The organism is Actinoalloteichus caeruleus DSM 43889 (genome assembly GCF_000429185.2).
Lineage (GTDB): Bacteria > Actinomycetota > Actinomycetes > Mycobacteriales > Pseudonocardiaceae > Actinoalloteichus_B > Actinoalloteichus_B caeruleus.
Map to the genome: position 1 here is coordinate 4183613 of NZ_AUBJ02000001.1, position 13903 is coordinate 4197515.

12 protein-coding genes are annotated in these 13903 nt (G+C 71.7%); 8 read left to right on the forward strand and 4 right to left on the reverse strand.

Annotated elements, in window-relative coordinates; all coding sequences use genetic code 11:
- The first annotated feature begins 355 nt into the window (after positions 1-355).
- Positions 356-976, forward strand: coding sequence for an SIMPL domain-containing protein (locus G443_RS16550; protein ID WP_035275418.1), 621 nt, complete (start codon positions 356-358; stop codon positions 974-976).
- Between the two features lie 164 nt (positions 977-1140).
- On the opposite strand, the gene G443_RS16555 is transcribed toward G443_RS16550, so the two are convergent.
- Genes G443_RS16555 through pdhA form a run of 3 tightly spaced genes read right to left on the reverse strand, consistent with a single transcriptional unit; the run spans position 1141 to position 4801 of the window.
- Positions 1141-2508 carry a dihydrolipoamide acetyltransferase family protein gene (locus tag G443_RS16555; RefSeq protein ID WP_026417896.1) on the reverse strand — a complete coding sequence of 456 codons (1368 nt, stop codon included), beginning with the start codon at positions 2506-2508 and terminating at the stop codon, positions 1141-1143.
- Positions 2509-2516: 8 nt separating this feature from the next.
- A complete protein-coding gene (locus tag G443_RS16560; protein ID WP_026417897.1) occupies positions 2517-3557 on the reverse strand; it encodes an alpha-ketoacid dehydrogenase subunit beta in 1041 nt (346 codons plus the stop codon).
- Positions 3557-4801, reverse strand: a complete 1245-nt coding sequence (pdhA, locus tag G443_RS16565) for a pyruvate dehydrogenase (acetyl-transferring) E1 component subunit alpha (RefSeq protein WP_081715281.1) — start codon at positions 4799-4801, stop codon at positions 3557-3559. The genes G443_RS16560 and pdhA overlap by 1 nt, the downstream gene beginning before the upstream one ends.
- Before the next feature lie 348 nt (positions 4802-5149).
- Here pdhA and G443_RS16570 point away from each other — a divergent pair, with 348 nt between their 5' ends.
- The 6 genes from G443_RS16570 (at position 5150) to G443_RS16595 (ending at position 11536) form a co-directional block, all read left to right on the forward strand.
- Positions 5150-6604, forward strand: a complete 1455-nt coding sequence (locus tag G443_RS16570; protein ID WP_026417899.1) for a M20/M25/M40 family metallo-hydrolase — start codon at positions 5150-5152, stop codon at positions 6602-6604.
- Between the two features lie 205 nt (positions 6605-6809).
- Positions 6810-7643 carry an ABC transporter substrate-binding protein gene (locus G443_RS16575; RefSeq protein ID WP_026417900.1) on the forward strand — a complete coding sequence of 278 codons (834 nt, stop codon included), beginning with the start codon at positions 6810-6812 and terminating at the stop codon, positions 7641-7643.
- A 262-nt stretch (positions 7644-7905) separates the two neighbouring features.
- Entirely contained in the window at positions 7906-8742 is an 837-nt protein-coding gene (locus G443_RS16580) for a transporter substrate-binding domain-containing protein (RefSeq protein ID WP_026417901.1), read from the forward strand.
- 91 nt (positions 8743-8833) lie between these two features.
- Positions 8834-9775, forward strand: coding sequence for a transporter substrate-binding domain-containing protein (locus G443_RS16585; protein ID WP_245588715.1), 942 nt, complete (start codon positions 8834-8836; stop codon positions 9773-9775).
- 178 nt (positions 9776-9953) lie between these two features.
- Complete coding sequence (locus tag G443_RS16590) at positions 9954-10754, forward strand: amino acid ABC transporter permease (RefSeq protein ID WP_026417902.1); 801 nt, start codon at positions 9954-9956, stop codon at positions 10752-10754.
- Positions 10751-11536 (forward strand): amino acid ABC transporter ATP-binding protein, encoded by a 786-nt coding sequence (locus G443_RS16595; RefSeq protein WP_372492983.1) that lies wholly within the window; start codon positions 10751-10753, stop codon positions 11534-11536. Before G443_RS16590 ends, G443_RS16595 begins: the two co-directional genes overlap by 4 nt.
- A gap of 67 nt (positions 11537-11603) precedes the next feature.
- On the opposite strand, the gene G443_RS16600 is transcribed toward G443_RS16595, so the two are convergent.
- Complete coding sequence (locus G443_RS16600; RefSeq protein WP_051313573.1) at positions 11604-11855, reverse strand: LapA family protein; 252 nt, start codon at positions 11853-11855, stop codon at positions 11604-11606.
- Positions 11856-12035: 180 nt separating this feature from the next.
- Between G443_RS16600 and G443_RS16605 the strand changes: the two genes are divergently transcribed.
- Positions 12036-13367 (forward strand): M20 family metallopeptidase, encoded by a 1332-nt coding sequence (locus tag G443_RS16605; RefSeq protein WP_026417905.1) that lies wholly within the window; start codon positions 12036-12038, stop codon positions 13365-13367.
- Positions 13368-13903 lie beyond the last annotated feature (536 nt).

Sequence of the window (13903 nt, forward strand, 5' to 3'; positions counted from 1 at the left end):
ATCGTGACCTCTTTGTGTGTTGACTTGATGTTCGATTCCTATTATGGCCCATCGCGGGCCAAGATTCACCCGATTCGTCGGTGACATGGTCCACATGCCGAAGATTGTCCGGTGGCTAACGTTCCGGGCCGGACGACCGATACCCAGGTAATAGCGTCCGCCCGGTGCGCGTCCCGCGCGCGTGCCAGGGAACCGGTCGGCGAGTGGGCGGTGCGGGTCGCGCGAGCCCGCCCCGGTCGCCACCGGAGCCAGGGCCCCGCCGCCCCTACGTCGGGCGGTCACCCCACCCGACCCCCGCCGCCGGCATCCGCCAGGAGCGTTGCGCCCGGCCGGCGACCACGGTTGGGTGGATGTCGTGACTGAGGTAGTGACCCACGGGTCGGGAGAAGCCGTCCGCATCGCCGATCGGGCGTGGCTGGTCGCCACCTTCGCCGCGGCGGGGGAGGACCGGAGCACGGCGGTCAACGAGCTGGGACGCCGGGTCGGTGATGTCGAGGCGATGCTGCGCCGTCCGGGAGTGGCGGTGCGTTCCCGGCGGCTGTCCGTCCGCGCGAACTGGGAACGCAACCGCCGGGTCGGGTGCCGGGCCGAGCAGCACTACCAGCTGCTGGTCACCGACACGGCAGCGCTGGAGGAGCTGAGCTCGGCACTGCTCGCACGGGAGCCCGAGAGCCTGAGCGGCCCGAACTGGGAGCTGACCTCGGACGCCGAGGCCGTGCGGGAGGCGCAGCACAACGCCGTCGCCGACGCGCGGCGCCGCGCGGAGGGCTACGCGGTCGCCCTGGGACGTCGTCTGGGCAGCCTCCTGCGGATCAGCGACGCGGAAGCGGAACGGGTGCAACCACGGGGTGCCTACGGTGGCGCGCCGATGGCGGCCCGCTCCGGGGCGGCGCCGGACGTCCGCGAGTTGAACCTGGAGCCCCAGGAGGTGACGGTCACCGCCCGCTGCGTCACCACCTGGTCCCTGCTGGACTGACGCCCGAGCCGGGTCGGCCCGTCACCGCTCGCCGGAGGGCAGCCGGAACGGCGAGGTCGCCGACCGGATGTCGGGGAGCGGCGCACGGCGAACAGCGCACCGGGCGGCCTCGTGGGGCCGCCCGGCGGCACGCCGCTCCCCGGACCTGCCTGCCGGCCGGGGGGTCAGAAGGTCAGTGCCATCCCGGGGTCGGCCAGCAGCGCGCCGACGTCGGCGAGGAACTGGGAACCCTGCTGCCCGTCGACCACCCGGTGGTCGAAGCTCAGCGCCAGCTGGCAGACCTTCCTGGGCACGATCTGCCCGTCCACCACCCACGGCATGTCGCGGATCGCACCCAGCGCGAGGATCGCCGACTCACCGGGGTTGATGATGGGCGTTCCCGTGTCGACCCCGAACACGCCCACGTTCGTGATGGTGAAGGTGCCGCCCAACATGTCCGCCGGCGCCGTCCTCCCCTCCCGTGCCGTCGTGGCCAGGTTCTCCAACGCCGACGCGAGTTCGCGCAGCGTCAGCCGGTGCGCGTCCCGGACCTTCGGCACGACGAGGCCACGCGGGGTGGCCGCCGCGATACCGAGGTGCACGGAGGACTTGTAGACGATCTCGCCGCTCTCCTCCTCCCAGGCCGCGTTCACGTCCGGGGTGCGCCGCACGGCGAGGCACACGGCCTTCGCGGCGAAGGCCAGCGGGGTGAGCCTGACGTCCCGGAAGTCCGGGTGGTTCCTCAGCCTGGCCCGCAGGTCCATCATCGGCGTCACGTCGACGGTGAGGAACTCGGTGACATGGGGAGCGGTGAAGGCGCTGCGCACCATGGCCTGGGCGGTCGCCTTCCGCACCCCGCGCACCGGGACCCGCCGATCCGGGGCCTCGGGCTGGAACGGGGCGCCCGAGGTGGGCACCTCGGGCTCGGTGACCACGGCGTTCTCCACGTCGTCCCTGGTGATCACGCCGCCGGGCCCGCTGCCCCGCAGCGAGCGCAGGTCGACGCCCAGGTCCTTGGCGAGCTTGCGCACCGGCGGCTTCGCGAGCGGAACGGTGCCCGTCCGCCGCTCCGCCTCGGGAGGTGCCGGAGCGGTCGCCGGGTCCGGGGCCGGAGCGGTCGCCGGGGCGGGCGACGCGGAGGCTGCCGGCCGCTCCGGTCGGGCAGGCGCGGCCTGCTTCCTGGTCCGCCGTCGAGCGGGCCCGGTCCGGGCACCGTAACCCACGAGGGCGGCCACCCTGCCGTTGTCCGACTCCTGGCCGGCCCCCGCGTCGGAGGAGGAGCCGTCCGCCTCCGACGGGGGCCCGTCCCCACCGACGTCGATCGCGATGATCGGCACGCCGACCTCGACGACCTGCCCGACCGGGGCGAGGAGGTCGGAGACGGTGCCCGCGTAGGGGCACGGCAGTTCCACGACGGCCTTGACCGTCTCGATCTCGACGATCGTCTGGTTGACCTCGACGGTGTCACCGGGACCGACGTGCCACTTGACGATCTCGGCCTCGGTCAGGCCCTCGCCCGTGTCGGGCAGCGGGAAGTGCTTGATGCGCGACATGCTCTCCCTCACCAGCCCAACGACTGCTCGACGGCGTGCAACACCCGGTCCAGGTCGGGCAGGTACTCCTCTTCCAGCTTGCTCGGCGGGTAGGGGGTGTCGAAACCGGTGACGCGGACCACGGGTGCCTCCAGGGAGTAGAAGCACTCCTGCTGGACCCTGGCCGCGATCTCGGAGGCGATGGACGACTCGCCGGGAGCCTCGCTGGCGACCACCAACCGGCCGGTGCGGCGCACCGACTCGTGGACCGGCTCCAGGTCGAGGGGGGAGAGCGTCCGGAGGTCGATGACCTCCAGGTCGTGCCCCTCCTGCTCGGCGGCGGACTCGGCCGCCTCCAGGCACGTCTTCACCATCGGCCCGTAACAGGCGATGGTGGCCGTGCCGCCCCGCCGCAGCACCCGGGAGGAGTGCAGCGGGACGGGCGTCGCGGTGAGGTCCAGCTCCGCCTTCTCGTGGTACCGGCGCTTCGGCTCGAAGAAGAGCACCGGTTCGTCGGACTCGATGGCCTGCTGGATCATCCAGTAGGCGTCGACCGGGTTGGAACAGGCGACGACCTTCAGCCCGGCGGTGTGGGCGAAGTACGACTCGGGCGACTCGGAGTGGTGTTCGACGGCGCCGATCCCACCACCGAAGGGAACACGGATGACGACCGGCATCCGGATGCGGCCCTGGCTGCGGTAGTTCAGCTTCGCCAGCTGGCTGACGATCTGGTCGAAGGCGGGGAAGATGAAGCCGTCGAACTGGATCTCGCACACCGGGCGGTAGCCCCGGATCGCCAGGCCGATCGCGGCGCCGACGATGCCGGACTCGGCCAGCGGGGTGTCCAGCACCCGCTGCTCACCGAAGTCCTTCTGGAGGCCGTCGGTGATCCGGAAGACACCGCCGAGCCGGCCGATGTCCTCCCCCATGAGGATCACCTTCGGGTCGCGCTCCATCGCCGCGCGCAGACCCAGGTTCAGCGCCTTCCCGATCGTCACCTTGCTCGGGGCCTGCCCGGGGTCGGACCCGTCGGCGGGGCGCGGACGGGATCGGGCGTCCACCTCGGTCATCACCGCTCACCTCCGGTCTGCTCGAACTGGGACAGGTACGTGAGGAACTCGTCGCGCTGGGCGGAGACCGCGCTGCTGCCGTTCGCGTACACCTCGGAGAACATGCGGTCGGCGGAGGGGACCGGCATCCGTTGGCAGTACTCCCGCAGGCGGGCCGCCAGCGCGTCGGACTCCCGCTCGACCTCCGCGAAGTAGTCGCCGTCCGCCCACTGCTGGCGGTGCAGGTACGCCTTGACCCGCTCGATCGGGTCCTTGAGCTTCCACGCCTCCAGTTCGTCGGCCAGCCGGTAGCGGCTGGGGTCGTCGGAGGTCGTGTGGGCGTCCATCCGGTAGGTGAAGGCCTCGATGAGGACCGGCCCGTTCCCGCTGCGGCACTCCTCCAACGCCCACCGCGTGACGGCGAGCGTGGCCAGCACGTCGTTGCCGTCAACCCGGATCCCGGGGAAGCCGTAGCCGCTGGCCCGCTGGTAGAGGGGGATGCGGCTCTGCCGCTCCATCGGTTCGGAGATGGCCCACTGGTTGTTCTGGCAGAAGAAGACGACGGGGGCGTCGTAGACGGCGCCCCAGACGAAGGCCTCGTTCACGTCGCCCTGGCTGGTCGCGCCGTCGCCGAAGAAGACGACGGTGGCCTCGGCGTCGGCGCTGTCGTGCCCGTCACCGATCCGACCGTCGAACCGCTGGCCCATGGCGTAGCCGACCGCGTTCAGGCACTGGTTGCCGATGACGATCGTGTAGGGGTGGAAGCGGGTGGCCATCGGGTCCCAGCTGCCGTGGTCGGTGCCCCGGAAGATGCCGAGCAGCTCGGTGGGGTCGATGCCCCGGCACCAGGCCACTCCGTGCTCCCGGTAGCTGGGGAAGGCCATGTCCCTGGGGCGCATCGCCCGGCCGGCGCCGATCTGCGCGGCTTCCTGGCCCAGCAGCGGGACCCAGATGCCCAGCTGGCCCTGCCGCTGGAGCGCGTTGGACTCGCGGTCGGCTCGACGGACCAGGACCATGTCCCGGTACAGCCCGCGCAGCTCGTCGGGCGTGATGTCGATGTCGAAGTGGGGGTGCGCCACCCGCTCCCCCTCGGGGGTCAGCAGCTGCACGAGGTCGGGGCCACCTTCGCTGGTGGCGCGTAGTCCGGCTATCACTTGCTCCGCCGTGGGTCGGGCCGCTGTGGCGGCTGGGGGACTCCCTGACGGTGACTCCGGCCCAGCCGCGTCGGGCGGCTGGGGTTTCGTCCAGTACTCCGGCGACGACATACGTGTCTCCCTCAAGGTGGGGCCGCGCGTCCTGGCTTGTGGCCGTGAGCGCGGGTACGCCGACAGACGAGATCACCGCCCTGGTGGGACGGGATGCCGATCGTCGGCGCTGACGGATCGCTTCCGCCATATTGGCATGGCGCGAGCCCGGACCGTGAGCCCGAACACAGCTCTTTTTCCTGGCTAAGAGATCGTGGTTCCTACTAAGAGTGGTTCCGACTACGCGTGCTCCGACTAAGCGGGGTTCCGACAGACGGACCTCGTCCTACCTGCGGGAACGGCCCCGGTGCTCCGGCCGGCCGCGGTGGCCCTTGCGTGGTACCGGTACCGGGGCCGAGGATCTGGCACGTGCCTGAGACAACCCCGCGCCCCGCCTCCACCCCGTCCACCGAGGCCCTCTCCGAGGCCGTCGAACGCCGGTGGACCGAGGACGTCGTGCCCAGCCTGTCCGAGCTGGTCGCCATCCCCGCCCTCTCCCCGGTCTTCGACGAGGACTGGGAGGCGAACGGCCAGCTCGACGCCGCCATCGACCACGTCAGGGCGTGGCTCGCCCAGCGCCCGATCGCGGCGGAAGCCACCGTCCGCACCGTGCGGCTGCCCGGGCGCACACCGGTGCTCCTCATCGACGTCGCGCCCACCGAGGCGGCCGTGGACCGGGGGACGGTCCTGCTCTACGGCCACCTGGACAAGCAGCCGCCGGTCGGCGGCTGGTCGGAGGGCCTGGGGCCCTGGACCCCGGTGCTCAGGGACGGCCGCCTGTACGGGCGGGGGGCGGCGGACGACGGCTACGCCGGGTACGCCGCGGTCGCGGCGCTCGAGGCGGTCCGTGAGCTGGGCGCCGACCACGGCCGGGCGGTCGTGCTGCTGGAGACGGGGGAGGAGTCCGGTTCGCCGGACCTGCCCGCCTACCTGGAGCACCTCCGCCCCGAGCTCGGCGAGGTCGAGCTGGTGGTGTGCCTGGACTCCGGGGCCGGTGACTACGAGCGGCTGTGGCTGACCACCTCGCTGCGCGGGATGGCGCAGGTCACCGTCACCGTCCGCGTGCTCGACGCCGGTCAGCACTCGGGGCTGGCGAGCGGGGTCGCCCCGAGCTCGTTCCGCGTGCTCCGGCAGCTCCTCGACAGGCTCGAGGACTCGGCCACGGGGGAGGTCCTGCTGCCCGAGCTGGTGGTGGAGGTCCCAGCCGACCGGGTCGCCGAGACCAGGGCCGCCCTGGACGCCGTTCCCACGCTGGTCCTCGACAACGTCCCCCTGCCCGAGGGGGTGCGGCCGGTGGTGGACGACCCGCTGGAGCAGGCGCTCAACAACACGTGGCGCCCCACCCTGTCCGTGATCGGCGGCGACGGGCTGCCCACCCCGGCGGAGGCGGGCAACGTGCTGCGGCCCCAGACCACGCTGGCGCTGAGCTTCCGCCTGCCGCCGACCGCCGACCCCGAGGCCGCGCTGGCGGCCGTGAGCGCCGCCCTCACCTCGGACGTGCCCTACGGGGCGTCCGTCGAGCTGAGCCGGACGGAGTGCGGACCCGGCTGGAACGCGCCCGACCTGGCGCCCTGGCTGCGCTCGGCCCTGGACCGGGCCGGCGCGGAGGTGTTCGGGGCCCCGTGGCTGACGCTGGGACTGGGCGGGTCGATCCCGTTCATGGGACTGCTCCAGGACGCCTACCCGTCCGCGCAGTTCGTGGTGACCGGAGCGCTGGGCCCCGGCAGCAACGCGCACGTCCCCGACGAGTCGCTGCACCTGGCCTACGCGGCGCGGGTGACGACGGCGGTGGCGATGGTCCTCGCGGCACACGCCCGGGGGTGATGTCCGGCGGTCGAAAACCGCTCACGGAGAAGCTCGAGAATTCTGACAAGATCATTCCTTGTGGTTCGCGTGAGTGATACCTCCGGCGACGGAAGGTGACCGGTCGGGAAACGGAGAACACGGTTTCGCGTCAACTGTTCTCAGATCGCGCTTCCGGGTGCGAGGATGCGCACGTTTTCGCCCGGACAAGTGTGTGGGGGTCTCCGTGTCGCGGTCGTCGCTCCGTCGCGCGTTCGTCCTGCTGGCCGTCCCGGCTCTGCTCGTCGCGGGGTGCGGCGGGGAGCCGGTGGACGGCGGGAGCGCGGTGGGTGGTGCGGACCCCCGGGTCGAGCTGGTGCGGCCGGGCACGCTCTCCACGTGTGTCCGGCTGCCCTTCGAACCCTTCGAGTTCCGCGACCCCGACTCCGGGGAGATCGTCGGCTTCGACATCGACCTGGGTGGGTTCATCGCCGAGGAACTCGGGGTGGAGCAGGAGATCGTCGAGACCTCCTTCGCCCGGATCACCAGTGGGGCCGACCTCGACGACGGCGTCTGCGACATCGCGATCAGCGGGGTCACCATCACCGAGGAACGGGCGCGGGACGTCGACTTCGGCGAGCCCTACTTCAACTCGAGCCAAGCCCTGCTCGCGGGCGTGCACGAGGAGATCACCGGTATGGCGGATCTGCACGGGCGTCGGCTCGGTGTCAAGGAGGGCACCACCGGCGAGGCGTACGCCGTCGACCACAACGAGCGCAACGGTTCGCTGGTGGAGCTGGTGCGGTTCCCCGACCAGACGGAACTCACCTCGGCGGTGCGCTCGGGCCTGGTCGACGCCGTGCTCTCCGACAACGGCCCGCTCTACGGGTTCGCGCGGGTCTACCGGGACACCTCGGTGAAGGTGCAGATCGACACCGGTGAGCAGTACGGGTTCGCGGTGCGCCGGGGGAACACCGCCCTGCTCGACGTGGCGAACGAGGTGCTGGCGGCGATGCGCGCCGACGGGAGGCACGTCGAACTGCACCGGACCTGGCTGGGCGTCACGCCGAACCAGCTCTGACCGGGGGACCTCGGGCGCCGGGCGCCCGGACGCGGCCTCGACGCGCCAATGTGACCACACCGTGCCGGACGAGGGTTTCCGGCCGGCCCGCGCGTTCGTGGCAAGAAAACGCTCGATTACTCCTTTCGGGGTTACATTCTTGGTGTCGGTCGTGATATCCGTACTCCGCGTCACCATTGTTCATCCGATGGTTATTTATTTTTCCGCCGTTCGGTGCGAAGATGCAGGGCGCCGTTAATCGGGAAGTGTTCGGGAGTACGCCTTGGCAGAGCACACGCGTCGCCTGTCCGCGATCGCCCTCGTGGCATCCTCCCTCGCCGCGCTCGCCGCGTGCGGGCAACCGGGGCAGACGCTCGACGCCGCCACGCCCAGCTCGCCGGCGGTCACCCTCGTCGACGCCGGCACGCTGCTGACCTGCACACACCTTCCCTACGAGCCGTTCCAGTCCCTGGACGGCGACACCGGGGACATCGTCGGGTTCGACGTCGACCTCGGAGATCTGGTGGCCGACAGGTTGGGGCTGGAGCAGCGTGTCGTCGACGTCCCCTTCGACCGCATCACCAGCGGAGCGGCCCTCGAGGACGGGACCTGCGACATCGCCTTCGCGGGCATGACCATCACCGAGGAACGCGCGGAGGTCCTCGACTTCGGCGTCCCCTACTTCAACGCCAACCAGGCCCTGCTCGCCGACTGGGACTCCACGATCGCCGGCCTCGACGACCTGCACGGCGGGGGGAGACTCGGAGTCCAGGAGAACACCACCGGCGCCGACTACGCAGGACGGTACGCGACCGAACACGACGCCGCGCCCACGATCCACACCTACCGCGACCTGCCCGCGCTGACCCAGGCCCTGCGCGCCGGCGAGATCGACGCCGCACTCGCCGACAACGGACCCCTCTACCACTTCGCCAGGAGCCACCGGAACACCTCGGTGAAGGTCGAGATCGACACCGGCGAGCAGTACGGGTTCGCCGTGCGCAGGGGGAACACCGAACTCCTCACCGTCGCGAACGAGGTCCTGGCGGGCATCCGCCAGGACGGGCGGTACGAGGAACTGCACCGGAAGTGGTTCGGCGTGACACCGAACCAGTGGTGACCTGGGCGGCGCCGCTCGCCCAGGCGTGCCGTCACCGTCTACGGTGCGTCCAGTCCATCGGCACAACCGGATGAAATCGAGGAAAAGTACATTGCGTCGTCGTAGCGGACAGCGGAGCGGAGCCCTCGCCCCGGTAGCCCTGGTCCCCGCCCTCGCCCTGGTGCTCGCCGGGTGCGGCGGCGGTGAGCAGGGCGTCGAGGTGGATGGCGTCCCCATCGTCGAGGAGGGAGCGCTCAAGACCTGCACCCACCTGTCGTACCGGCCCTTCCAGTTCAACGAGGGTGGCGAGGTCGTCGGTTTCGACGTGGATCTCGTCGATCTGGTGGCCGAGGACCTGGGGCTCGAGCAGCAGATCGTCGACATCTCCTTCGATACCATCACCTCCGGCGCGGCCCTGGACACCGGGGAGTGCGACGTGGCCGCGGCCGGGATGACCATCACCGACGCGCGGTCGGAGAACTTCGACTTCTCCGACCCGTACTTCGACGCCAGGCAGGCGCTGATCACGACCGCCGACTCGGGCATCACCGGGGTCGACGACCTCGCGGGTGGCTCGGTCGGAGTGCAGAACGACACCACCGGCAAGGACTGGGCCGAGGCGGAACTGGCCGACGGCACCGAGATCCGCAGCTACGACGACCTGCCGCTGCTGCTGGCGGCCGTCGAGACCGGTGAGGTCGACGCGGGGATCAACGACAACGGCGTCCTGTACGACGCGGCGAACGAGAACGACACCTTCGCCGTGGTCGCCGACATCGAGACGAACGAGCAGTACGGCATCGGGGTCCGCAAGGACAACGACGCGCTGCGGGAGCGGATCAACGAGGTGCTCCAGGCGGCCAGGGAGGACGGCCGCTACGAGGAGATCTACGTGAAGTGGTTCGGCGTGGCGCCGGAGGGCGTCGGCACCGACGCCACGGTGGACGAGGACGAGGAGGCCAGCGACGAGTCCGAGGCCGCCGACGAGTCCGAGGCGTCGGGCGCCTCCGAGAGCGCCGACGCGCCCGCCCTCTCCGAGGACCCCGAGAGCTGACCCGTCGTGACCGGGGCCGGCGTGTGGACGCCGGCCCCGCCGCCTACCCGGCACCTTCTGGAGAACTGACCACATGTCGCGTGACACCGAGCTGGGCGACACCCAGCACCGGGACCAGGAACCGCCCGGTGAACCCGGCCGACGAACCCCGGCGCCCACGGCGCCTCCCCGACGACGGATGAGCAAGCGACAGCGGGCGCGGCTCTTCCGCGGCATCCAGTACGGCATCCTCGTGGTCGCGTTGCTGGTGCTCGTTCTCGCCGCTGACTGGGACAGCCTCGGACGGGCCTTCTTCGACCCCGCCGTCATCGTCAACCAGTTCCCCGAGGTCATGACGGTGGCCCTGGTCAACACGATCACCTACACCGCGATGGGCTTCGCGTTCGCCCTCGCGTTCGGTCTGGTGATCGCGCTGATGAGGCTGTCCTCGGTCGGTCCCTACCGCTGGATCGCCACCCTCTACATCGAGTTCTTCCGTGGGCTCCCGGCGCTGCTGGTGTTCCTCGCGTTGGGTGTCGGGGTCGGTTACGCCTTCGGACTCAACCTGGACCGCAGCATCTCGATCATGCTGGCGTTGGGGCTCGTCGGTGGCGCCTACATCGCGGAGACGATCCGCGCCGGTATCCAGGCGGTGCCCAAGGGGCAGGTCGAGGCGGCGCGTTCGTTGGGGATGAGCCCGGCGAGGACGATGATCACCGTGGTGATCCCGCAGGCCTTCCGGATCATCCTGCCCCCGCTCACCAACGAGCTGATCCTGCTGACCAAGGACTCGTCGCTGGCCTTCATCCTCGGCAGCACGCTCGCGCAGCACGAGCTGACCCAGTTCGCCCGCAACGCCCTGAACACCGACCGCAGTCTGACCCCGATCGTGGTGGCCGGCTTCTGCTACCTCATGATCACCCTTCCGCTGTCCTACCTGTCCCGGCGCCTGGAGCGGCGGTTCGGCAAGGGCGCGAAGACGGGACCAGGGAGGGAATGAGCATGAGCGACACCACACGACCGGTGGTCGAGATCTCCGGTCTGCACAAGAGCTTCGGTTCGCTCCAGGTCCTCAAGGGGGTCGACCTCCAGGTCAGGCGCGGGCAGGTCGTCTGCGTCATCGGACCCTCCGGCTCCGGGAAGTCGACCCTGCTGCGCTGCGTCAACCTCCTCGAGGAGCCCTCGAGCGGCAGCGTGGTGGTCAACGGGGTCGAGCTGACCGACCCGGACTGCGACATCGACGCCGCGCGGGTGCGGATCGGCATGGTGTTCCAGTCGTTCAACCTCTTCGCGCACCTGTCGGTCCTGGAGAACCTGACGGTCGCCCAGCGCAAGGTGCTCCGCCGGTCGAAGGAACAGGCCGAGGAGGTCGCCCGGCGCAACCTCGCCAGGGTGGGGCTGACCGACAAGGAACACTCGATGCCGGCGCAGCTCTCCGGTGGGCAGCAGCAGCGGGCGGCGATCGCCAGGGCGCTGTCGATGGACCCCGAGGTGATGCTGTTCGACGAGCCCACCTCGGCGCTGGACCCCGAGCTGGTCGGCGACGTCCTCGGCGTGATGCGGCAGCTGGCCGAGGAGGGCATGACGATGCTCGTGGTCACCCACGAGATGCAGTTCGCCCGTGAGGTCGCCGACCAGGTCGTCTTCATGGACGGCGGCGGGATCATCGAACAGGGCGATCCGGCCGACGTCATCGGGGCACCCAGCCACGAACGGACCCGCACCTTCCTCAGCAGGGTGCTCGACCCCACCCACCACGGGCCGAGCGACCCGACCGGGTGACCGGAACGGTGGGGGTGTCACCGGTCCGACACCCCCACCGGCTCCGGTGCCGAGTGGTGATCCGGGGTCAGCGGCGGTACACCCAGAGCGCTCCGATCAGCATCCCCAGCACCAGCACGCCGGCCAGCGCGGTCCACAACGGGAGGTCGACGACCGGGACGAGCAGCCGGATCGCCACCTCGTCGCGGTTCTGCACGATGAAGACGACCGCGAGCACGCCGAGGAGGAGGCCCACCACCAGGCGGGTCAACGACCGACGTCGAGCGCGGTCCTGGTCCTCCGCCGGCCGGGTCGGGCCGGTCCGCTCTGACCACCGCATCACGCCTCCCGGATCCGGGTCGGACGGGGCCTGGTGCGTCCGACGCTACGCCTGGACCGGAGGGCCGGCCAGCGCCGCGCCAGGGCCGAGGCCGGGCTGATCGGCGGGCGGCCGACCGCCCACGGTGGCGGCGCCTCGCGGGCTGCTGGGACGCGTGGCACTCGGGTTAGGGTGCCTGCCGTGACAGCAGCCACCCCCTCCCCAGCTCCGGTTCCCCCCGACGACACCTACCTGCGCGCGCTGAACGAGGCGACCGCGCGGGCCGTCGCGGCGGCGGAACCCCTGACGTCGCCCTTCGCCGGCGCGGACACCGAGGTCGGTCAGCTCGTGGGCGCGGAGCTGGGGCGGCACGAGGACGCGTTGCTGGCGCTCAGCCACGACCTCCACGCCCACCCCGAGGAGGGCTTCGAGGAGCACCGGTCCGCTGGCGTCGTCGCCGAGCTGGTCCGCGCGGCCGGGCACGAGGTGACCGTCGGTGTCGGCGGGCTGGACACCGCGGTGCTGGCGACCTCGGGCACCGGCGGCCCGCACATCGCCGTCCTCGCGGAGTACGACGCCCTCCCCGGGATCGGGCACGGCTGTGGGCACAACATCATCTGCTCCAGCGCGGTCGGCGCGTTCCTCGCCGCCGCCCCGGCGGTGGCGCGCACCGGCGGCCGGGTCTCGCTGCTGGGCACGCCCGCCGAGGAGGGGGGCGGCGGCAAGGAGTTCCTGGCACGGGCCGGCGTCCTCGACGACGTCGACGCCGTGGTGATGCTGCACCCGTTCTCCCACGACGTGGCGATGCACCCCTTCCTGGGGCGTCGTCAGCTGGAGATGGTCTTCCACGGAGTGGCGGCGCACGCGTCCGCCCAGCCCTTCATGGGGCGGAACGCGCTGGACGCCGCCGTGGCCGCCTACCAGGGGGTGGCCGCGTTGCGGCAGCACCTGCCCGACAGCGACCGCGCGCACGGCGTCTTCACCGACGGTGGAGCCCGGCCCAACGTCGTGCCGGACCGGGCGGCACTCCGCTTCTACCTGCGGTCCGCCCGACCCGAGACGCTGCGCGACCTGGCGGGCCGGGTGGCGGCGGTCGCGCAGGGAGCGGCGCTGGCACATGGCTGCGGTGTCGAACTCCGCTGGGACGAGCGGCCGCCCTACCTGCCGATCCGCTTCAACGAGGCCCTCGCCCGGCGCTGGGCGACGCACCAGGAGAGCCGGGGGCGACGGTCGCTGCCCCCGAACGTGGTGCCCTCCTCCCTCACCGGGTCGACTGACCTGGGCAACCTCAGCTTCCGGGTGCCGGCGATCCACCCCATGATCGCGATCGGCCACCCGGCGATCTCGATGCACACCGTGGAGTTCGCGGAGGCCGCCGCTGGCCCTTCGGGGGACCGGGCGGTGCTCGACGGCGCCTTCGGGCTCGCGATGACGGCGGTCGACTACCTCGCCGACGACGAGCTGCGCGCGGCGGTCCAGGAGGAGTTCGCGGCGGCCGGCGGCCCGTTGGACGTTCCTCGGTTCTTCGACTGACCGGTTGGGGGACACCGGCGGCCCCCCTCCTACCCTGGGGGCGCGCCGCCCGGGGCGGTCGCGGTCCGAACGGGCCGGACCGACCCGCCCTCGGCCCGGGCACCGGAACGGCCCGGTCCTGACGTCGTCCCGTGGGGCGCCTGGCGGAACGCCCGCGTTCGGGGCCTGGTGCGCGCCCGGCCCGGCCGTGGTGGTTCCCCGGGTGCCCGCGTCGGTTCGGGGACTCGGACCTGGGCGGCGTGGGGACGGGCCTCGGCGGCCTCGCGTCCCCCGCCGCTCCGACCGCCCCGTGCTCCCGGTGGTTCGCCGCCGCGCCCCGGTCGGCCCCCCGGTGGGCGCGGAGGTTCGGTCGGGGCCGCGCCAGGCCCCCGGCCCCCGCCTGGACCCCTGCCGACGTCGTGGGCCGGCCTTCCCACCAGTCCCGGCCCCCGGTCCGCCTCGGCCGTCCCGGGAGGACCCACGTTCGGCTGATTGCTCGTGATCTCCCTTGTGGCGCCTCAGGTCCACCCGAAGGGTGTGCACCGGCGTACGGCACG

Bases quoted from the DNA above. Each gene is read 5' to 3' on its own strand.
- G443_RS16590 (WP_026417902.1), top strand. From the start codon at position 9,954: ATGAGCAAGCGACAGCGGGCGCGGCTCTTCCGCGGCATCCAGTACGGC.
- pdhA (WP_081715281.1), bottom strand. From the start codon at position 4,801: ATGTCGTCGCCGGAGTACTGGACGAAACCCCAGCCGCCCGACGCGGCT.
- G443_RS16600 (WP_051313573.1), bottom strand. From the start codon at position 11,855: ATGCGGTGGTCAGAGCGGACCGGCCCGACCCGGCCGGCGGAGGACCAG.
- G443_RS16555 (WP_026417896.1), bottom strand. From the start codon at position 2,508: ATGTCGCGCATCAAGCACTTCCCGCTGCCCGACACGGGCGAGGGCCTG.
- G443_RS16595 (WP_372492983.1), top strand. From the start codon at position 10,751: ATGAGCATGAGCGACACCACACGACCGGTGGTCGAGATCTCCGGTCTG.
- G443_RS16560 (WP_026417897.1), bottom strand. From the start codon at position 3,557: ATGACCGAGGTGGACGCCCGATCCCGTCCGCGCCCCGCCGACGGGTCC.